Source organism: Pseudomonas sp. HD6515, assembly GCF_024971855.1.
Classification (GTDB): domain Bacteria; phylum Pseudomonadota; class Gammaproteobacteria; order Pseudomonadales; family Pseudomonadaceae; genus Aquipseudomonas; species Aquipseudomonas alloputida.
Map to the genome: position 1 here is coordinate 3,830,361 of NZ_CP079827.1, position 17,561 is coordinate 3,847,921.

Here is a 17,561-nt window from a genome sequence, read left to right on the forward strand (position 1 = left end):
GACTAACCGGCCCCGGTAATCTCGTCCATGAACTGGGTAAGAAAGGTTTCAAGCCGGGTATGACGCTCGGCAGCAAGGCGAGCCCCTTCTTGGGTCTTAAAGCCCGAAGCGAGCTTGAGCAGTTTGGTCTGGAAGTGCTCGATGGCATACGCCCCGTCCTGGTACGCCCTCTGCTGCGCGAAAGGATTCTCGACGTCATAGAGCGCCGACCCCATTCGCCCGGCGACGTAAAAACACCGGGCAATACCCACCGCGCCGATGGCGTCAAGCCGGTCACTGTCCTGAAGGATGCAGGCCTCACGTGTCAGCGGTTCGAACCCCGCCGAGTAACTGTGCGTTTTGATCGCATGCACTACCTGCTCAACACGCCCACTCGGCCAGCCCATCTCAGCAAGGACTGATGCAGCCTTGTTCGCCGATAACGTCGAGGCCTGCCCACGTAACGGCGAATGCTTTTCCACCGCCACACAGTCGTGCAGCACCGTCGCCGCAAGCAAGATTTCAAGGTCGCCACCCTCTACCCGCTGAATCCGGTGCGCATTGACCCACACGCGATGAATATGGGCCAAGTCGTGGGAGCCATCACGCTGGTCGGGCGGCAGATACTTCAGCAAGTCAGTGGCAAGAGACTGATAAGGGGCAAACGCTTCGCGGGTCATCTTCGGTAGGTTCCATTTCCGGTGAATGCGCGGGTTCACGGGCGCCGCCCGACACTGCCTGGGCAAGTACCGAGAGCCTGCATGTCGGTTTCAAAGCCTGTACAGCACTGGCAGGAGCAGCCTTGTGTTGCGATGGGGATATTACTGCCAAAGTAGATCCTCAGCCCTATCAGCACCTTGCTACTAAGTATTTCCGTCAACAACACGTTTGTTACTGGGAGCACTTGTATTCGATCAGCAAGGAGTCAATGGATGTCCGCTCGCTTTTCCTCCCCCGCCACCCGTATTCGCCAAACCGCGCTAGCGGTCAGCTTCGCGGGCTCGCTGCTGGGCACTGCACATGCCTGGGCCGAGCCTGTGGGTTACAGCATCCCGGCAGGGTCATTGGCTCACGCACTCGACCAGTTTGCCGACGCCAGCGGTGCAGTCATCAGTTTCAGCCATGAAGCAGTCGCAGGCTTACACAGCAAAGGGCTGCACGGCAATTACGCGCTGCATCAGGCGTTGGCAGAACTGCTGCAAGGCAGTGGCTTGCAGGTGCAGGCAGCGGGCGACAAGCGCTTCATGCTGGTCAGCGCTGAACAGGATGGCGCCATGGAGCTTGCGGCAACCACCGTCTCCAGCATGGCCCTGGGTGCCACCACCGAAGGCACCGGCAGCTACACCACCGGCTCGGTCAATACCGCAACCGGGCTGCGGTTGTCTGCACGCGAGACACCCCAATCGGTCAGCGTGGTCACCCGCCAGCAGATTGAAGACCAGAACCTGAACGATGTTGCCCAGGTGCTTGAACAGACACCAGGCGTGGTCGTTGACAGCATGGGGCCCGCCGGAAGCGACGCCAACCATATCTACGTGCGCGGCTTCGAGGTCGGCAGCATCCAGGTGGACGGCATCAACCGCCCCGATACCTTTGGCTTCAGGGACGACCTCTCTGACATGGTGTCGTATGACCGGGTAGAGGTAGTGCGCGGTGCCACGGGCCTGATGTCCGGCACTGGCGACCCGGGCGCCACCGTCAACCTGATCCGCAAGAAGCCGACCCTGGAAACACAACGCAAGCTGACCTTGAAAGCGGGCTCGTGGGACAACTACCGCACCGAGCTGGACGTTTCTGGCAAATTGACGCAAAGCGGCAATGTCCGCGGGCGCTTTGTCGCCTCCAATACCGACAGCCAGAGCTACGTCGACCGCCAATCGCTGGAGCGGCAGGTGGCCTATGGGGTGCTGGAGTGGGACATCACCGACAGCACGATGCTGACAGCAGGTGCGGAATATCAGGAGATGGACAACGACGGGGCAGGCAACCACGGCTTCCCGATGTTCAATTCAGATGGCAGTCACTTCAGCCCCTCCCGCGCGTTCAATTCGGCTTCGGACTGGAGCTATCACAAGCGTCGCACCAAGACGGTATTCACTACGCTGGAGCATCAACTGGACAACGGCTGGCAATTGAAACTGAATGCCGAACACAGCCGTCGCAGCTATGACGACGCCTTCGCCACCGCTGCCAGCGGCACCGTCAAGCCCGATGGCAGTGGCATCAGCACCTGGACGGGGCGTTGGGCCGGCGAGCCCCGGCAGACCTCATTCGACCTGTCGGCGTCGGGCCCGTTCGCGCTGTTGTCACGCGAGCACCAGGCCTACCTCGGGGCCAGTCACTACCGCGCCTACTACCGCAACGACGGTTACCCACTGTGGGCGATCCAGACCATCGACAACATTTACACCTGGGACGGTTCGCTGGCGATACCAGACGCCATCCATGCCAAGTCCTCGGAAGACGCGCTGGATGAAACCCAGGACGGCCTGGTGGCTTCGGTACGCTGGAGCCTGGCCGATGACCTGTCGCTGATTACCGGGGCGCGGCTGATCGACTGGAAACGCGACGAAACCTCTACCACCCTGTCGTCCGGCGCGACAAGCCGCACCTCGCGTAGCGAAACCGGGGTCGTCACGCCCTACCTTGGCCTGGTGTATGACCTCAACGAGCACTGGTCGGCCTATGCCAGTTACACCACCATTTTCAAACCGCAGAGCAACAAGGATATCAACGGGACCTACCTGGACCCGTTGGAAGGCGTTAACTACGAGCTCGGTCTGAAGAGTGAGTTCTGGGACCAGCGCCTGACCGCGGCTTTCAGCGTTTTCGAGGTGCACCAGGACAACCTGGCGGTAGCCGACGGAAGCAACCTGGCGCCAGACGGCAACCAGGCCTACCGTGCCGAATCGGGTACAAAGACACGTGGTTTCGAGATGGAAATGGCGGGCGAGATTTTGCCTGATTGGCAGGTCTCGGCCAGCTACACCTATGCGGTGAGCAAGGATTCGGATGGCGACCGCCTGAACACTGAAATACCGCGAGACACCTTGAAACTGTTCACCAGCTACCGCCTGCCGACCCTGCCACAGTTGAAGGTAGGGGGTGGTGTGCGCTGGCAGGGTACCGAGTATTACAAGAGCGCCGGGCCCAACAACGAAACGTTCACCCAGCACCCCTACAGCGTGGTCGACCTGATGGCTCAATATGCCTTCACGCCGCAGACCAGCGTTTCACTGAACCTCAACAACGTGTTGGACAAAACCTACTACACGGCGATTGGCGCGCGCGGCTGGTATGGCAGCCCACGCAGCGCCACGGCCACGTTGGTGTACGCGTTCTGACCCGCCAAGGCGACGCCTGATGGCCCCTGAGTTCGCAGATCAGAACACCGACCATCCGATCCGCGAACTGAGCAGCTCAAGCGCCGCCATCCCGGCCAGGGAGTTGCCCGCCGCATTCAGCTCTGGCGACCACACGCATACGGTAAATTGCCCCGGTACGATCGCCACGATCCCGCCACCCACACCACTCTTGCCAGGCAAACCCACCCTGAAGGCGAAATTCCCCGCCTCGTCATACAGCCCGCTGGTGGCCATGATCGAGTTCACTTGTTGGGTCTGGCGCCGCGTCAGGATCTGCTCACCGCTGTGCTTGCAGAACCCATCATTGGCCAGGAAGCAGAATGCCCGCGCCAGGTCCAGGCAGTTCATTTGCAGTGCGCAGTAACTGAAGTAACTGCGCAGCACCGTCTCGACCTCGTTATGGAAGTTGCCAAATGACTGCATCAGGTACGCCATGGCAGCGTTGCGCGCGCGAAACTGATATTCCGAATCAGCGACCCGGGTATTGATCGAGATGTGAGGGTTGCCTGAAAGCCGTCGGACAAAATCGCGCATCGACAACGTGGGGGCAGCGAAGCGCGACTGATTGATATCGCAGATCACCAATGCCCCTGCATTGATGAACGGGTTACGCGGCCGCCCGCGCTCGAACTCCAGCTGCACCAGCGAGTTGAACGGCTGACCCGAAGGCTCATGCCCCAACCGCTCCCAAATGGCTTCCCCCGAATGGCCAATGGCCTGAACCAGGCTGAACACCTTGGAAATGCTCTGCACCGAGAATGGCACCCGCGCGTCGCCTGCGCAGTGATAACTGCCATCGTTGCCATAGACAGCGATGCCCAGCTGGTTCGCCGGCACGTCCGCCAGCGCGGGAATGTAGTCAGCGACTTTGCCCTTGCCGATCAAGGGACGTACTTCTTCGAGAATCTCGTTCAACAGCGTTTGCATGGAAGGCCCTGTATCAATCCCCAGACGACGGCGAGGGGCAGTCTTCTTGACGAAGACTGAGCGGGAGAGATCACACATTCAGAAACAAATCACCGTCAGCGTCTTCATCACCCGGAAGCCTGACGACGCCAGCAGCGCATCAGGTCTTTTACAGGGCAACAGCTTGCTGCCGAGCGGCACAGCTTGACGCGACATTAGCGCCACGAAGTCTGCGATAAAAAAATTGGATATCTCATTAAAGAAATCCCGCAGGCGCTGCCCTGGACCATGGGATTACAGTCCGCCCCACGCCGTCGTCCGGCGGGGTGGTTGCTGCTGGGCCATTACGCGTTCGAAGCCTTACCGGAACCCGGCGCAATTCACACCAATACAAGAACAAAGGTGACCACGCATGCTTAAGCCTCCTGTCGATGCCCCTATCGATGTCAAAGACTGGATCGATAACCGCCCCATTGCTGCCTACCAGTGGCTGATTCTGTCGCTGTGCTTCCTGATCGTGCTGTTCGATGGCTTCGATGTCGCCGTCATGGGTTTCATCGCGCCTTCGCTGATGCAGGACTGGGGCCTGTCGCGCGCCGCCTTTGGCCCGGTGATGAGTGCCGGCATGGTCGGCCTTGCCATCGGCGCACTGACCGCCGGCCCGTATGCCGACCGGTTGGGCCGCAAGAAAGTGCTGCTGATCGCGGTCAGCGGTTTCAGCCTGCTGAGCCTGGCCTGCGCCTTCGCCCGCAACCCCTATGAACTGGCTGTGTTACGGCTGCTGACCGGCATTGCCCTGGGTGCGGCCATGCCCAACTGCACCACCCTGCTCGCCGAATACCTGCCCACACGCAACCGCTCGCTGATGATCACCATCATGTTCACCGGCTTCAACATGGGCTCGGGCCTAGGCGGCTTTCTGTCCGCCTGGCTGATCCCTCATCACGGCTGGAAGTCGGTACTGCTGGCCGGCGGCCTGCTGCCATTGGCTTTGCTGCCCCTGCTGTGGTGGCTGCTGCCAGAGTCCGCCCGCTTCCTGGCTGCACGCCAGGCACCGGCCAGCCAGATTGCGGCAGCCTTGGCCAAGCTCGGCGGCCGCTTCGCTGCCGGCACCCGCTTCATCGTCAGTGAGCCAACCACGCAGCACAAGGCACCGGCCCGGCAGCTGTTCAGCGAGCGCTACCGGTTGGGCACCCTGGCCCTGTGGCTGACCTATTTCATGGGCCTGCTGGTGATCTACCTGACCATGGGCTGGTTGCCGACGCTGCTGCGTGATGGCGGGCTGTCCATCGAGCGCGCCGCCACCATCACGGGCCTGTTCCAGATCGGCGGCGCAGTGGGCGCAATCGTGGTCGGCTGGATCATGGACCGACGCAACCCCAACCGGGTCATCGCCATCGCCTACGCCCTCGGCGGCCTGTGCATCGTCTCACTGGGCGCCCTGAGCCTGGAGTCGAGCCTGCTGGTGGTGGGCGTGGCGGCTGCCGGGTTCTGCATGAGCGGCGCGCAGACCGGCCTGAACGCCTTCGCCCCTGGCTACTACCCGACCGAGTTCCGCGCCACAGGTGTAAGCTGGATGCTCGGTATCGGGCGCTTCGGGGCCATTTTCGGCTCCCTCATCGGTGGTGCCGTGCTCAGCCTGGGGCTGGGCCTGCCGCTGCTGTTCACCCTCCTCGGCCTGCCGGCATTCGCCGCCGCCCTGGCGATCCTGGCCAACGGCCACGCCCGGCTGCGCGCGACCCCCGCAGTAACCGCGCCGTAACCTGTAACAGAGGACTTTCGCATGGCTCGTATCATTGGTGGCCTGGCCGTCTCCCACACCCCAACCATCGGCTTCGCAGTCGACCACGACAAACAGGAAGAAGCCGCCTGGGCGCCGATCTTCGAAAGCTTCGAGCCGATCCGCACATGGCTGCAGCAGCGCCAGCCGGACGTACTCTTCTATATCTTCAACGACCACATCACCTCGTTCTTCTTTGACCATTACAGCGCCTTCACCCTGGGCGTAGACGAGCAGTATGGCGTGGCCGATGAAGGGGGCAATCCGCGGGACCTGCCGCCAGTGGGCGGCCACGCAGCGCTGTCGCGGCACATCGGCCAGAGCCTGATGGCCGATGAGTTCGACATGAGCTTTTTCCGCGACAAGCCGCTGGACCACGGCTTCTTCTCGCCCATGTCGGCGCTGCTGCCCTGCGATGAAAGCTGGCCCGTACAGATCGTGCCGCTGCAGGTCGGCGTACTGCAGCTGCCGATCCCCACGGCCCGGCGCTGCTACAAACTGGGCCAGGCATTGCGCCGCGCCATCGAGAGCTACCCCGAAGACCTCAAGGTGGCGATCGTCGCCACCGGCGGGGTGTCACACCAGGTGCATGGCGAGCGTTGCGGCTTCAACAACCCGGAATGGGACGCGCAGTTCCTTGACCTGCTGGTGAACGACCCACAGCGCCTTACCGAGATGACACTGGCTGAGTACGCCACGCTCGGCGGCATGGAAGGTGCCGAGGTGATCACCTGGCTGATCATGCGTGGCGCGTTGTCTGCCAACGTTGAGCGCAAGCACCAAAGCTACTACCTGCCGTCGATGACCGGCATTGCCACCCTGCTGCTGGAAAACCGCGACCAGGCACTGCCGGCACCGGTCAACGAACGCCACCGCCAGCACATGCAGCATCAGCTGGCAGGGGCTGAGCAGCTTGAGGGCACCTATCCCTACACCTTGGAGCGCAGTGCCAAAGGCTACCGCCTGAACAAGTTCTTGCATCGCATGATCGAGCCGCAGTGGCGCCAGCGCTTCCTGAGCGAACCCGAAGCGCTGTACCGCGAGGCAGGCCTGAGCGAAGAGGAAAGCGACCTGCTGCGCCGCCGCGACTGGCGTGGGCTGATCCACTACGGGGTGATCTTCTTCGTACTGGAGAAGCTGGGCGCCGTACTGGGTGTGTCCAACCTGGACATTTACGCCGCCATGCGCGGGCAGAGCATCGAAGACTTCATGAAGACCCGTAACCAGCAGGTTCGCTACTCGGTGGCCGGCAAAGCACCCAACTGACCGATGCAACCCGCTTGATCGTGTGACGGCGCGTCCCGCGCCGCCACCCCCACCGCTCCCTGATTCAACCTGCCCAGCGCCGATGCGCCGCTGGCAGGCAGCGCTTTGCCCATCCCTGGAGAATAAAAATAATGAAATGCCGCACCCTTTACCCGCTCGTCCCCACATTCGCACTGGCAGCCAGCCTGCCACTGCAAGCCCTGGCCGAAGGCTTCGTCGACGATGCCAAGGCAAGCCTGACGTTGCGTAACTTCTACATGAACCGCGACTACACGGGCACGGCAAGCCAAGGCAAAGCCGAGGAATGGACGCAAAGTTTCATCCTTGACTTCAAGTCCGGCTACACCCCCGGCGTGGTCGGTTTCGGCGTTGACGTGCTGGGCCTTTACAGCATCAAACTTGATGGCGGCAAGGGCACCGCCGGCACGCAGTTGCTGCCTGTTCATGACGACGGGCGCCCGGCGGACGACTTTGGCCGCACGGCGCTGGCGGGCAAGATGCGGGTGTCCAAGACGGAACTCAAAGTCGGTGAGTGGTCGCCTACACTGCCCATCCTGCGCGCCGATGACGGCCGCTCGCTGCCACAAACCTTGCAGGGCGCGCAGGTCACCTCCAACGAGCTGGCCGGCCTAAGCCTGTATGGCGGCCAGTTCCGCCAGAACAGCCCGCGCAACGACGCCAGCATGCAGGACATGAGCCTGTTCACGCGCACTGCCTTCACCTCGGACCGCTTCAACTTCGCCGGCGGCGAATACCGCTTCAACCAGGAGCGCACCCTGGTCGGCGCCTGGTATGCCCAGCTGGAAGACATCTACCAGCAGCGCTACTTCCAGGTGCAGCATCAACAGCCGCTGGGTAACTGGGTACTGGGCGCCAACCTGGGCTACTTCTGGGGCAAGGACGACGGTGGCGCCAAGGCCGGCGAACTGGACAACCGCACCGCTTCGGGCCTGTTCTCGGCGAAGCTGGGTGGCAACACGTTCTACGTCGGTTTGCAGAAGGTCATGGGCGATGATGAATGGTTCCGGGTCAACGGCACCAGCGGCGGCACGCTGGCCAACGACGCCTTCGGCTCCAGCTACGAAAGCGCCCGCGAGCGCTCCTGGCAGGTGCGCCACGACTTCAACTTCGTGGTGCTTGGCATACCCGGCCTGACCCTGATGAACCGCTATATCCACGGTGACAACGTGCACAACGCCAGCACCCAGGACGGCACTGAGTGGGGCCGCGAAAGCGAGCTGGCCTATGTGATCCAGTCTGGGCCGTTGAAGGCCCTGAACCTCAAGTGGCGCAACTCCAGCCAGCGCCGGGACTGGGGCAGCACCAACAGTTTCGATGAGAACAGGCTGATCGTCAGCTACCCGCTGAGCCTGCTTTGAGGCCCCTCCCGAGCTTATGCCTGCTCGGTGATAACCTGGCGGATACAGGCCATCAGCGCGACTGCCGCCGGTGACTGCAGGCAGCCACTGCGCTGCATGAGGCCGATGGCGCGGGCAGTGCCGGGCAGTGCCAGCGGCAGGCGTTGCAGTTCGCCGCTGGCAATCTCGTAAGCCAACTGGTGCGCAGACACCGCCGCCAGCATGTCCGAACGCACCAGCAGGCCACGGATAACCGCCAGATCAGCGCTTTCCACCACCGGCCACGGCGCTGTCAGGCCCGCGGCGGCGCAGCAGTTGTCGAGCAGCTGGCGGGCCGGCGAACCGGCCCGCGGCAACACCCAGCGCGCCTGGTGCACGTCCTTGAGCGTCAGGTGTGTGTGCAACAGCGGGTGCCCTCGACGGGCCAGCACCACCATTTCCTCGTTGATGAGCGGCTCGCCCACCAGATCGCTGGCATAGTCGTGAGGCCGCAAGGCGCCCAAGACGAAATCCACATCCCCTACCCGCAGCTCGGTTGCCAGCAGGTCGAACGGGCTTTCGTTGGTCACCACCCGAACCTGTGGGTGCTGGGCCGTGAAGCGCAAAATAGCATCCGGCAGAATGCGTGAGCGCCCCAGCGGCAGCGCGCCGACATGCACCACCCCGCGCAGGGTGCCTTGCATCGCGCTCAGGTCACTGTCCAGCAGGCGCAACTCGTTCAGCGCCCGGCGGATGGGGAACAGAATGTCCCGGCTGGCCACAGTGGGCTGCAGGCCGCGCGACGTGCGCACGAACAAGGGCTGTCCACACCCGCCTTCGAGCACCTTCAAGGCCGCACTGACCGCCGGCTGGCTAAGGCCGAAGTGCCGCGCCACGGTTTGCATGTGCCGTGTTTCACAGAGTTTCACGAACACCTGCAGGCGCCGCGCCTGAAACAGGTAGAGGGGCTCGCCCTGCGCGGTGCCCAGCAAACTCGGCACGCCGTCCAGTTCCGCCAGCACGCGCTGTGCGCGCGGCAGCAGGCACTCGCCATAGTCGGTCAGGCGCATGCCATTGGCATGGCGCTCGAACAGGGGCACGGCAAAGCGCGCCTCCAGCTCGGCGATGGCGCGGGTGACCACGGACTGAGCACGGAACAACACTTCCGTCGCCCGCGAAACGCTGCCCAGCTCGGCTACCCGGATGAACGCGCGGACTTGCATCAGGTTGGGCAGTTCGACATCGATCATAAGGGCTCCCGGCGCTCGGCTCGTGACTGCGGCGACTATGCCTCTACCCCGCTTGCCCGGCAATAAATAAAACGCATAGCCGCTGCAAATGAACGCATTAGTGCCCTGCACAGGCCAATGACATCCTGCGCCCACCCCCACTGCAGGAGCCAACGAACCATGAATACCCCACAAAAATCCGCCCTGGTGGTCAGCGCACATTCGGCCGACTTTGTCTGGCGTGCCGGTGGCGCCATTGCGCTGCACGCTGAGCAAGGCTATGCCATGCACGTGGTCTGCCTGTCTTTCGGTGAGCGTGGTGAGTCTGCCAAGCTGTGGCGCAAGGGTGAGATGACCGAAGCCAAGGTCAAGGACGCTCGCCGTGAAGAGGCCATGGCGGCGGCCGAAATCCTCGGTGCCAGCGTGGAGTTCTTCGACATCGGCGACTACCCGATGCGCGCCGACAAGGACACCCTGTTCCGCCTGGCCGATGTGTATCGCCGGGTACAACCGGAGTTCGTACTCAGCCACTCCCTCAAAGACCCTTACAACTACGACCACCCGCTGGCCATGCACCTGGCCCAGGAAGCCCGCATTATCGCGCAGGCTGAAGGCTACAAGCCGGGCGAGAAGATCGTTGGCGCACCGCCGGTGTACGCCTTTGAGCCGCACCAGCCCGAGCAGTGCGAATGGCGCCCGGACACGTTCCTGGACATTACCTCGGTGTGGGACAAAAAGTATGCCGCCATCCAGTGCATGGCCGGCCAGGAACACCTGTGGGAGTACTACACCCGTGTAGCCCTGCAGCGCGGCGTGCAAGCCAAGCGTAACGTGGGCATCACCAGCGCACGCAACATCGTCTACGCCGAAGGCCTGCAGAGCGTGTTCCCACGCGTGACGGAGAACCTGGCATGAGCGGGCTGATCGGCAAGACCGGCATCGTCGTGCGTAATATCCCACGCGTTGAGCCACACATCATCAATGCCCTGGGCCGGCTGGGTGTCGCCACGGTGCATGAGGCCCAAGGTCGCAAGGGGCTGCTCAATACTGCCGTGCGCCCTATCCAGCAAGGTGTGGCGGTGGCCGGCAACGCGGTAACCGTGCTGGTGGCCCCAGGCGACAACTGGATGTTCCATGTTGCCGTGGAGCAGTGCCGCCCAGGCGACGTACTGGTGGTGGCGCCCAGCTCGCCGTGCAGCGATGGCTATTTCGGCGACCTGCTGGCGACCTCGCTCCAGGCCCGCGGCGTGCGCGGCCTGGTGATCGATGCGGGCGTGCGCGACAGCCAGACACTGCGCGACATGGGCTTTGCCGTGTGGTCCCGCGCCATCAATGCCCAAGGCACAGTGAAGGAAGTGCTGGGTTCGGTGAACCTGCCGCTGCTGTGTGCCGGGCAGCTCGTCCATGCCGGTGACATCGTGGTGGCCGATGACGACGGCGTTGTGGTGGTGCGCCATGGCGAAGCCCAGGCGGTACTCGAAGCCGCCACCCAGCGCGCCGACCTGGAAGAACGCAAACGCCTGCGCCTGGCCGCCGGCGAGCTTGGCCTGGACATCTACGAGATGCGCCCGCGCCTGGCGGCGAAGGGCCTGCGTTATGTCGACCACCTCACCGACCTGGAAGGCTGAACATGGGCCAGACCCGCATACCCTGCCTGCTGATGCGCGGCGGCACCTCCAAGGGCGCCTATTTTCTGCATGACGACCTGCCCGCCCCTGGCCCGCTGCGCGACCGGGTGCTGCTGGCGGTGATGGGCTCGCCCGATGCCCGGCAGATTGACGGCATCGGCGGCGCCGACTCGCTCACCAGCAAAGTCGCCATCATCCGCGCTTCGCCGCGCGATGACGCCGACGTGGACTACCTGTTCGCTCAGGTGGTCGTGGACGAGGCGCGGGTGGACTATGGGCAAAACTGCGGCAACATTCTGGCCGGCGTAGGGCCGTTCGCCCTCGAGCGCGGCCTGGTGGCCGCCAGCGGCGCGAGCACACCGGTGCGCATCTTCATGGAAAACACCGGGCAGATCGCCGTCGCCCAGGTGCCAACCGCCGATGGCCAGGTGGAGTATGAAGGCGATACCCGTATTGATGGGGTGCCGGGCCGTGGGGCGGCGCTGGTGGTCACGTTTGCCGACGTGGCCGGCGCCAGCTGCGGAGCCCTGTTGCCCACCGGCAACAGCCGCGACTGTGTCGAGGGTGTGGAAGTCACCTGCATCGACAACGGCATGCCGGTGGTACTGCTGCGTGCCGAGGACCTTGGCGTGACCGGCTACGAGCCGTGCGAAACGCTGGAGGCCGACAGCGCCCTGAAAACACGCCTGGAAGCCATCCGCCTGCAACTGGGCCCACGCATGAACCTGGGTGATGTCAGCCAGCGCAATGTGCCAAAAATGTGCCTGCTGTCGGCACCGCGCAACGGCGGCACGGTCAATACGCGCTCGTTCATCCCGCACCGCTGCCATGCGTCCATCGGGGTGTTTGGTGCGGTGAGTGTTGCTACGGCCTGCTTGATTGAAGGGTCGGTTGCACAGGGCCTTGCCAGCACGTCCGGCGGTGATCGTCAGCGTTTGGCGGTGGAGCATCCGAGCGGGGAATTTACGGTGGAAATCACCCTGGAACATGGCGTGATCAAGGGGTGCGGGTTGGTGAGGACGGCGCGTTTGCTGTTTGACGGGGTTGTGTGCATTGGTCGGGATATCTGGGGTGGGCCGCAGAAGTGACTCATCAATGGTTGCTTGGGGTTTCAAAAATGAATGGACACCGCAAGTGCACTGACCAGCAAACAGAGGCTCGCTACAGCAGTGAGATGCACGCGCATCGGCAGATACCACCCCGGCATCGCTTGCGCCAGTTTGCGATCCTGCCAAAGATGGCCGACAAAACCAAAGGTCAACACCAGACACCCCAATGGCACAGGCAGCAACGTGCCAACCCAACCGATCAAGGCCGGTATAACGCTCCACACCAGTCGCTCTTGACGCTGCTTTGCGGGCAAACCCTGCAACGTCATGGCAAACCCCCAGTGCAGGGCACCGACGAAGCTCAATATCACCGCGCCATAGCCAACCATCATCATCGAGAAAAACGCTCGATGTTCAGCCGAAAAGAGGATGAGCGCCGTCAAACCAAGAAACGGCAGCAGGCCGCCGTAACCCAGGACAGCGAAGCGGCTTGGAGATAACGCAGTAGCATCGGTATTCATCTGGGCGCCCCTTCGCGACGGTTCAGGACCGGACGTCAACTGTGTCGTCCAATGAGGTTAAGGAATTCGTGCCGCGTAGAGGGGTCGTCGCGAAATTCACCTAACATCACGGATGTCATCATCACCGAGTTCTGCTTCTCTACACCGCGCATCATCATGCACATATGCTTGGCTTCGATCACGACCGCTACCCCTGCGGCATCCGTGACTTCCTGCACGGCATACGCAATTTGCCGCGTGAGGTTTTCCTGTATCTGTAAACGACGGGCGAACATATCCACCACGCGTGCAACCTTGGAAAGCCCTAACACGCGCCCTGTTGGCAGGTACGCGACATGCGCCTTGCCAATAAACGGCAACATGTGGTGTTCGCACAATGAGTAGAGCTCAATGTCACGCACCACAATCATTTCATCGTTTTCACTCTCGAACAGAGCACCGTTCACGACCTCGTGAAGATCCTGGGCATACCCGTTGCACAAGTACTGCATCGCTTTTGCCGCACGCTGGGGTGTGTCCAGAAGCCCTTCGCGCTGCGGGTTTTCACCAATACCGACCAGGATTTCATGGTAGTGCTCGGCTAACGAATGTGACATTTGGACTCCTCACCGCTACAACGGTGCCCGCCATCGGGATGTGGTAGCCAGGCCAAGTGTGGCCTCAATCGACAGAACAGCCTGTAAAGCACCGAAAACAGGGGACGTAGCGGACGCCAAGCCAGTGGCGCGACCCACAGGCCCACATCCGCAGCACGCCAACTCCACAAGGTGGCGTCCAAGCCTGTAACCCAGTGCCCGCTCGCGAACCTTCCATGCAGGCATGACCTCAGTTGCTCAACCGTCAAGCCCAACGCCCCTGCATCGAAATCATCAGCACTGATGTCAACCAGGATGAGCTTTCCCCCGGTCGATTGCCTGCGCAGGAAGGCGATCTCCCGAGCGCACAACGGGCAGGCGCCGTCAAAGTACAGGGTGAAGGGCCACTCGCAATACATGTACAACCTCTCATGCTTGTACAGGTTTTTGTATAAGTTAGCTGAAACCAGGAAATTCGCAATGGGGGGCTGGGAGATGTTCGCCGGTGGGTTTGTATTGCCGGTGAGATCGAGCGCCGCCAAACCTCCCATGGCCGACACCTTCCACTCAAGGCCGCATGAGCGGCTCGATCCCGATCCATTTCTTAACGGGGTGATAGCAGAGCTTCAGCGGCGGAATCTGCACCTTGCGGTCCTGCACATCCAGTGCCCCCAGATGAATCGTCCACTTGGAATCTGCCTCGAACTTGTCCGTCTGAAAGATCACGTAAGCCGAGCCATAGCGCTTGTTGTTGGTCATCCTGGGAATCATCCGGTGCACTTCATCGCTGTTGATGTCATATGGCGATGGCCGGGCGGTCTTCTCATTCACCAACGGAAAGTCGTAGGTCTCGTTGATGCCCAAGTACACCTCGGGCCGCGCATTCAGGCGCGAGCCGTCTTCAAAGGTGATGTAAGCCTGACGGCTGTCATACAGCACCGGTATCGGCGGCTCGCCACGCTTGGCATCGGTCGACGGGCGTTGGCGGTCTTTGTTGTAGGCGATCATTTGCACAAAGAATTCCTGCCGCGAGTACTTCTCGCCCGGGTACTGCACGTACAGGCTTTGCTCATAGCGCTTTTCGCCCCATAGGGCGGCGTGGTCGTAGAGGTAGGTTTCCAGGTAGAGGGTGGTCTCCCCCTGCGGGCCTGGCACTTTGAACTGGAACTCGGATTCGCAAAGGTCCGCGTAGGCGGCGCGTTCGCGTTTCCAGGGGAGGCAGGCGGTCAATGAAGCGGCTGCCAGCAGCAGCATGAGAGAGAGTGTGCGTTGCAGGTTATTCATGACCGGCCCTGGTCCAGATGCGAATGGATCAGTTTCGAGGGCTGGGTCGCGCAAGTCCATACTGACCCTTTGCCATTATCGCGATACAGACAACACACCTTGCAACCGCTCTGGAAGTGACCACAACGCCGCAACCGGATTTGCTAAGATCGCGGCCTTTCCGCTGGGTGAACTGCATGTTCACCCGAGCCATCTGCAGCCTGCTGGAAGACCCGATGAACAAACTGATCCTGCCTTTCGCCATCTTCGTTAGCGTCATCATCACAGGGAAGATCGCCGAGCATTACGGCCTGGAGGGCAGCTGGAAAGTCGGCCTACTGTGCCTCGTTGCAGCTGCCGTCCAGATCACGGTTACCCGCTTTCAGCGCCACCAGCGGCAGAAAGCCGAGCTTTAAAGGGCGCGGGGCCCTCTGGATGATCACGTTATGGGGACCTTTCTTTCACCCCATTTTCACAGTGGCTTGGGCAGGATGAAGCTATCCCTACGTGATAGTACTTAGCCCGCCTCGGCGGGCTTTCTTTTGCCCGCATGTTTCCTGTCGACGTTTTGGGGAACGGGAGCGGGTCGAAAAATCAGAAATTACCCCTTCCTTGTAGGCCATTTCCCAAAGATACTCCTCGCGCCTGATTTTCGTTGCACATGGAAATAGTCAGCCCTAGTCTCGGCCTGTCGCCACCCATTGGCGGCACGGTTTTGACAGACCGTGGTTCACTGAGAGCATGTGCAATGCCAGTTATGGCAGCTGTGCGTGGGGCACCTTCGTGTGCGCCGGGATTCTCAGTGCCCCCGGTCTGTCAACCCACAAACAGCTGCCACCCTTCCGTTTGACAGCGGTACTGCGGCAGCCCTGTAAGGCACTGAGAGGGTTTATGCTGAAAATAGTACCTGATCCACCCCACAACGTTCTTTCCTTGGAAGACACCCTGATTCAGGCTACGGACTACGCGTTATGCGCGGCGACCGTCGTGCATCAGGCAATGCTGCTGCAGCCCAAGTCCCCCGCGTCGATTTTGATGATGACCTCGATGCATGAACTGGAGACCTTGAGAGCTTTGCTCGAGTCCGCAATAGCCCAAGTGCAGATGCCCAGTGAGCCTCGGACTATGCAATGACGTGTCGCTGATGTACTGCCTGGGCCGGCCTCTTCGCGGATACCCCCTCCCAGGCACTCCCTCAGCCTTAAAGACTGCCGTGCTCCTGTAGGAGCGGGTTCACCCGCGAATAGGCCCGTACAGGCTGAAGCAATCTTGGGGAAACTGAACAATGTCCACAGAAGAAACCAAATTCACCGTCGGCAAAACCACCTTCTACCAAGGTGAAAACCAGACCCATCCCCTCTTCCGCATCGAAGCCGGCATCCCCTGCCAAAGCGCCCGTGAACAGGCGTCCGAGCTGATGGGCTATGCACGGGACATGACTCTGGATGGATTGATGGAAGATAAACCTCAGTTGATCTGGGCTTCGCACTACCTTTGCGCGTTGGCCAAGGCACTGATGGATGATGCTGAACTGGGCATGATGCGCTGAATGACTCATCATTGACTGGGTGCCTTCAAGACCTATGCGACTCCCGGTTTTGAAGGCGACTCAGCGACCTAACCCCTGCCCCTTTCTTGCTAGACGTGATCCAAGATTCAGTTCCATCGATTGCGACATCAAAGCCGAACCCTCACGCAAAGGCTCCGGTGCGCCGACTGCATGAAATCCGCTCGCTTTGTACAAGTGCATCGCCGGGCTATCTGCAATCGTCACACCAAGACGGACACATGCCGCACCGCGATCTTCAGCCCATGTGATAGCCCTCTCAAGCAAGGCACTCCCGGCTCCGAGCCCACGTGCATCAGGCGCAACCCACATCTGGAAAATCTCGACAACGCTTGACTCAACGTCGGATGCCTTGCACCACACCAAGCCACACGCCTCATTATTCCTATGAGCGAAGAAAGCTTGAGCAGTGCTGGAGCTAGCGACCGCTGATACGCGGGCTAGCCAATCATCGTCGTCCCGGACTGATTCACGCTCGTGAGTACTCGCGAACGCCTCATGAGAGTCACGTAGGGCCCGCAGACGTAGATCCCGATAAGATCGCCAATCAGATGCTGCTACAGGGCGAACAAAGAGCATACCACCTCCATTGTGCATTGCTTCAGCGAGCGCTATTGGCGTGTTAGAAGATACTCATATTATTGGATTGAACGCTGTAGCTAGGCTACTGAGGTTCGACGACCCATCGTCCGCGTAACATGCCTTTCAGCTCATCGACACTGAGGGTCATGTCGCGCTTGCGGTGGACTACCGCATGACAGTTGGCACATAACGTTACGAGGTCTGTCTCAGGATTCACAGCCTGTTCTCCACCAAATTTCGAAATAGGTACTACGTGATGAACGTGAATGAAGCCCTTTGCATGTTCGCCGTAAGCCTGCTCGAAATCAAAACCGCATGCTTTGCAGTCAAGCCCGTGAATAGCGATGGCCTTCATCCTAAGATCTTTCCGGCGCTCGTATCGGGTTCCAAAGTAGCTTGTCTTGCTGCCTTCATTAGCCGATTCAAATGTAATCGGATCGTCTTCTGATTGCGGTAGAGCAGTATCCAAGAGGGATGACACCGGGCGAGTGTCGACGGCAGCACAGCCACTAAA

Annotated in this window: 18 protein-coding genes and 1 pseudogene; 10 read left to right on the top strand and 9 right to left on the bottom strand. The window is 61.2% G+C overall.

Features of this window, described 5'->3' with window-relative positions:
• Positions 1-2: 2 nt before the first annotated feature.
• Positions 3-659, bottom strand: coding sequence for an HD domain-containing protein (locus tag KW568_RS17615; protein ID WP_004575385.1), 657 nt, complete (start codon positions 657-659; stop codon positions 3-5).
• A gap of 252 nt (positions 660-911) precedes the next feature.
• On the opposite strand from KW568_RS17615, the gene KW568_RS17620 reads away from it, so the two are divergent.
• A complete protein-coding gene (locus KW568_RS17620; protein ID WP_004575384.1) occupies positions 912-3,323 on the top strand; it encodes a TonB-dependent siderophore receptor in 2,412 nt (803 codons plus the stop codon).
• A gap of 39 nt (positions 3,324-3,362) precedes the next feature.
• Here KW568_RS17620 and glsB read toward each other — a convergent pair whose 3' ends face one another.
• Positions 3,363-4,271: a glutaminase B gene (gene glsB / locus KW568_RS17625; protein WP_004575383.1), complete on the bottom strand. Its 909-nt coding sequence runs from the start codon at positions 4,269-4,271 to the stop codon at positions 3,363-3,365.
• Positions 4,272-4,662: 391 nt separating this feature from the next.
• Here glsB and KW568_RS17630 point away from each other — a divergent pair, with 391 nt between their 5' ends.
• From KW568_RS17630 to KW568_RS17640, 3 genes are all read left to right on the top strand, one after another.
• A complete protein-coding gene (locus tag KW568_RS17630) occupies positions 4,663-6,012 on the top strand; it encodes an aromatic acid/H+ symport family MFS transporter (RefSeq protein WP_003250723.1) in 1,350 nt (449 codons plus the stop codon).
• Positions 6,013-6,033: 21 nt separating this feature from the next.
• Positions 6,034-7,296: a gallate dioxygenase gene (locus tag KW568_RS17635; RefSeq protein WP_004575382.1), complete on the top strand. Its 1,263-nt coding sequence runs from the start codon at positions 6,034-6,036 to the stop codon at positions 7,294-7,296.
• Between the two features lie 131 nt (positions 7,297-7,427).
• Positions 7,428-8,675, top strand: a complete 1,248-nt coding sequence (locus KW568_RS17640) for an OprD family porin (RefSeq protein ID WP_004575381.1) — start codon at positions 7,428-7,430, stop codon at positions 8,673-8,675.
• A gap of 14 nt (positions 8,676-8,689) precedes the next feature.
• On the opposite strand, the gene KW568_RS17645 is transcribed toward KW568_RS17640, so the two are convergent.
• Positions 8,690-9,883, bottom strand: coding sequence for a LysR family transcriptional regulator (locus KW568_RS17645; protein ID WP_004575380.1), 1,194 nt, complete (start codon positions 9,881-9,883; stop codon positions 8,690-8,692).
• Between the two features lie 117 nt (positions 9,884-10,000).
• On the opposite strand from KW568_RS17645, the gene galB reads away from it, so the two are divergent.
• The 3 genes from galB to KW568_RS17660 are packed head-to-tail and all read left to right on the top strand — an operon-like array spanning position 10,001 to position 12,578.
• The gene (gene galB, locus KW568_RS17650; RefSeq protein ID WP_103518093.1) at positions 10,001-10,777 is read left to right on the top strand and encodes a 4-oxalmesaconate hydratase; all 777 of its coding nucleotides are present in this window, start codon (positions 10,001-10,003) and stop codon (positions 10,775-10,777) included.
• Complete coding sequence (locus KW568_RS17655) at positions 10,774-11,490, top strand: 4-carboxy-4-hydroxy-2-oxoadipate aldolase/oxaloacetate decarboxylase (RefSeq protein WP_004575378.1); 717 nt, start codon at positions 10,774-10,776, stop codon at positions 11,488-11,490. The genes galB and KW568_RS17655 overlap by 4 nt, the downstream gene beginning before the upstream one ends.
• A gap of 2 nt (positions 11,491-11,492) precedes the next feature.
• Positions 11,493-12,578 (top strand): 4-oxalomesaconate tautomerase, encoded by a 1,086-nt coding sequence (locus KW568_RS17660; RefSeq protein WP_004575377.1) that lies wholly within the window; start codon positions 11,493-11,495, stop codon positions 12,576-12,578.
• Between the two features lie 23 nt (positions 12,579-12,601).
• Here KW568_RS17660 and KW568_RS17665 read toward each other — a convergent pair whose 3' ends face one another.
• The 4 genes from KW568_RS17665 to KW568_RS17680 all read right to left on the bottom strand — a co-directional run bounded on the left by KW568_RS17665 (position 12,602) and on the right by KW568_RS17680 (position 14,919).
• Positions 12,602-13,060, bottom strand: a complete 459-nt coding sequence (locus KW568_RS17665; protein ID WP_004575376.1) for a DUF3429 domain-containing protein — start codon at positions 13,058-13,060, stop codon at positions 12,602-12,604.
• Positions 13,061-13,095: 35 nt separating this feature from the next.
• Positions 13,096-13,656 carry a GTP cyclohydrolase I FolE gene (folE, locus tag KW568_RS17670; protein ID WP_004575375.1) on the bottom strand — a complete coding sequence of 187 codons (561 nt, stop codon included), beginning with the start codon at positions 13,654-13,656 and terminating at the stop codon, positions 13,096-13,098.
• Entirely contained in the window at positions 13,641-14,054 is a 414-nt protein-coding gene (locus tag KW568_RS17675; protein WP_012052868.1) for a thiol-disulfide oxidoreductase DCC family protein, read from the bottom strand. Before KW568_RS17675 ends, folE begins: the two co-directional genes overlap by 16 nt.
• Before the next feature lie 148 nt (positions 14,055-14,202).
• Positions 14,203-14,919: a hypothetical protein gene (locus KW568_RS17680; RefSeq protein WP_004575373.1), complete on the bottom strand. Its 717-nt coding sequence runs from the start codon at positions 14,917-14,919 to the stop codon at positions 14,203-14,205.
• 176 nt (positions 14,920-15,095) lie between these two features.
• On the opposite strand from KW568_RS17680, the gene KW568_RS17685 reads away from it, so the two are divergent.
• The 3 genes from KW568_RS17685 to KW568_RS17695 all read left to right on the top strand — a co-directional run bounded on the left by KW568_RS17685 (position 15,096) and on the right by KW568_RS17695 (position 16,447).
• On the top strand, positions 15,096-15,314 hold the full coding sequence (locus KW568_RS17685) for a hypothetical protein (RefSeq protein ID WP_004575372.1): 219 nt from the start codon (positions 15,096-15,098) through the stop codon (positions 15,312-15,314).
• Positions 15,315-15,789: 475 nt separating this feature from the next.
• Positions 15,790-16,032: a hypothetical protein gene (locus KW568_RS17690; RefSeq protein WP_004575371.1), complete on the top strand. Its 243-nt coding sequence runs from the start codon at positions 15,790-15,792 to the stop codon at positions 16,030-16,032.
• Positions 16,033-16,183: 151 nt separating this feature from the next.
• Complete coding sequence (locus KW568_RS17695; protein ID WP_003250694.1) at positions 16,184-16,447, top strand: DUF3077 domain-containing protein; 264 nt, start codon at positions 16,184-16,186, stop codon at positions 16,445-16,447.
• A 60-nt stretch (positions 16,448-16,507) separates the two neighbouring features.
• Here the strand turns inward: KW568_RS17695 and KW568_RS17700 are convergent, their stop codons facing one another.
• Both KW568_RS17700 and KW568_RS17705 read right to left on the bottom strand, forming a co-directional pair.
• Complete coding sequence (locus KW568_RS17700) at positions 16,508-17,062, bottom strand: GNAT family N-acetyltransferase (protein WP_080634906.1); 555 nt, start codon at positions 17,060-17,062, stop codon at positions 16,508-16,510.
• 67 nt (positions 17,063-17,129) lie between these two features.
• Positions 17,130-17,474: pseudogene (locus KW568_RS17705) on the bottom strand (HNH endonuclease); the annotation flags it as partial.
• Between the last annotated feature and the right edge of the window lie 87 nt (positions 17,475-17,561).

Bases quoted from the DNA above. Each gene is read 5' to 3' on its own strand.
- glsB (WP_004575383.1), bottom strand. From the start codon at position 4,271: ATGCAAACGCTGTTGAACGAGATTCTCGAAGAAGTACGTCCCTTGATC.
- KW568_RS17685 (WP_004575372.1), top strand. From the start codon at position 15,096: ATGTTCACCCGAGCCATCTGCAGCCTGCTGGAAGACCCGATGAACAAA.
- KW568_RS17630 (WP_003250723.1), top strand. From the start codon at position 4,663: ATGCTTAAGCCTCCTGTCGATGCCCCTATCGATGTCAAAGACTGGATC.
- folE (WP_004575375.1), bottom strand. From the start codon at position 13,656: ATGTCACATTCGTTAGCCGAGCACTACCATGAAATCCTGGTCGGTATT.
- KW568_RS17620 (WP_004575384.1), top strand. From the start codon at position 912: ATGTCCGCTCGCTTTTCCTCCCCCGCCACCCGTATTCGCCAAACCGCG.
- KW568_RS17640 (WP_004575381.1), top strand. From the start codon at position 7,428: ATGAAATGCCGCACCCTTTACCCGCTCGTCCCCACATTCGCACTGGCA.
- KW568_RS17665 (WP_004575376.1), bottom strand. From the start codon at position 13,060: ATGAATACCGATGCTACTGCGTTATCTCCAAGCCGCTTCGCTGTCCTG.
- KW568_RS17675 (WP_012052868.1), bottom strand. From the start codon at position 14,054: ATGTATTGCGAGTGGCCCTTCACCCTGTACTTTGACGGCGCCTGCCCG.
- KW568_RS17700 (WP_080634906.1), bottom strand. From the start codon at position 17,062: ATGCACAATGGAGGTGGTATGCTCTTTGTTCGCCCTGTAGCAGCATCT.
- KW568_RS17615 (WP_004575385.1), bottom strand. From the start codon at position 659: ATGACCCGCGAAGCGTTTGCCCCTTATCAGTCTCTTGCCACTGACTTG.
- KW568_RS17645 (WP_004575380.1), bottom strand. From the start codon at position 9,883: ATGATCGATGTCGAACTGCCCAACCTGATGCAAGTCCGCGCGTTCATC.
- KW568_RS17690 (WP_004575371.1), top strand. From the start codon at position 15,790: ATGCTGAAAATAGTACCTGATCCACCCCACAACGTTCTTTCCTTGGAA.
- galB (WP_103518093.1), top strand. From the start codon at position 10,001: ATGACATCCTGCGCCCACCCCCACTGCAGGAGCCAACGAACCATGAAT.
- KW568_RS17655 (WP_004575378.1), top strand. From the start codon at position 10,774: ATGAGCGGGCTGATCGGCAAGACCGGCATCGTCGTGCGTAATATCCCA.
- KW568_RS17680 (WP_004575373.1), bottom strand. From the start codon at position 14,919: ATGAATAACCTGCAACGCACACTCTCTCTCATGCTGCTGCTGGCAGCC.
- KW568_RS17660 (WP_004575377.1), top strand. From the start codon at position 11,493: ATGGGCCAGACCCGCATACCCTGCCTGCTGATGCGCGGCGGCACCTCC.
- KW568_RS17635 (WP_004575382.1), top strand. From the start codon at position 6,034: ATGGCTCGTATCATTGGTGGCCTGGCCGTCTCCCACACCCCAACCATC.
- KW568_RS17695 (WP_003250694.1), top strand. From the start codon at position 16,184: ATGTCCACAGAAGAAACCAAATTCACCGTCGGCAAAACCACCTTCTAC.